The sequence below is a fragment of the Thermomonas haemolytica genome, from assembly GCF_004346265.1.
Lineage (GTDB): Bacteria > Pseudomonadota > Gammaproteobacteria > Xanthomonadales > Xanthomonadaceae > Thermomonas > Thermomonas haemolytica.
The window spans coordinates 1-1,198 of the sequence record NZ_SMAP01000023.1 but is presented as its reverse complement, the minus strand read 5'-3'; the positions used below and the strand labels follow the sequence as shown (position 1 = coordinate 1,198).

Here is a 1,198-nt window from a genome sequence, read left to right as displayed (position 1 = left end):
CGTAAGCTCCCCCGTCAAGCGGACATTTCAAAAGTAGAACATCTGGCGGGTTGGTTGCGGTATTCGATGGGCGTCATGCCGTCGAGGGCGTCGTGCTCCCGGTGCTCGTTGTAGTCGATGAGGAATCGCCACGTGGCTTCGCGCACATCGTCCAGTCGGGCGAACAGGTAGCGGTCGAGCACGTCCTCGCGGTAGGTGCGGTTGAAGCGTTCGATGTAGGCGTTCTGGTTGGGCTTGCCGGGCTGGATGTACTGGATCGCCATGCCGTTGGCCTTGGCCCATGCGGTGAAGGCCTCGCCCAGGAACTCCGGGCCGTTGTCGGTCCGCAACACCTGCGGCAGTGGGCGCTCCTGGCGGATCTGCTCGAAGATGCGCACCAGCCGCTGCGAGGTGATCGAGGTGTCGACTTCGATGTGCACGATCTCGCGGTTGAAGTCGTCGATGATGTTGAAGGTGCGGAAGCTGCGGCCACAGGCCAACGCATCGAGCATGAAGTCGGCGGACCAGACGGTGTCGGGTTGCTCGGGGACGTACAGCGGCACGCACTCGCGTTTGGGCAGGCGCCGACTGGCGGCACGACGCAGGTTGAGCTTCATCGCGCAGTACACCCGGTAGATGCGCTTGGCGTTCCAGTGCGGATGACTCTTCCCCAGGCGTTGGCAGCACTTGCCGAACCCACGGCTGGGGCACTCCTCCACCAGCTTCGCCAGCGCGGCAATCAGCTCGGCATCGCGCACCGTCCAGTCCAGCGGCGGCGCATACCAGGCCGAGCGCGACAGGCCGACACAGTCGCAGGACCGGCGCAGCGGGCGGCCCTGGGTCTCCACCAGGAACCGCACCGCCTCGCGCTTCTGCGCCGGCCCTACAGTTTTTTTGCGATCAGCTCCTTCATCGCGGCAATGTCCAGTGCCTGCTCGGCGTACATCCGCTTGAGCTTGGCGTTCTCGGCCTCGAGCTCCTTGACCCGCCGTAGGTCCGACGCCTCCATGCCGCCGTACTTCGACTTCCACTGGTAGTACGTGGCGGTGCTGATCCCGGCCTGCCGACACAGGTCCTTGATCGGCACGCCGCCATCGCCCTGCTTGAGGATGGCAACGATCTGGGTCTCGCTGAACTTCGACTTCTTCATGGAACCTCCTGGCGGAAAGATGCCAGAAAGCTCTACTTCTCAGGTGTCCGGGATTAGGGGGAGGTTACG

At 63.9% G+C, this 1,198-nt stretch carries 1 protein-coding gene; it reads right to left on the bottom strand.

What is annotated here, in order from left to right; all coding sequences use genetic code 11:
* Positions 1-14: 14 nt before the first annotated feature.
* A protein-coding gene (locus EDC34_RS12160) for an IS3 family transposase (protein WP_165921028.1) occupies positions 15-1,129 on the bottom strand; the annotation gives its coding sequence in 2 pieces (ribosomal slippage) (positions 15-877 and positions 877-1,129; 1,116 coding nt in all).
* Positions 1,130-1,198: the final 69 nt, after the last annotated feature.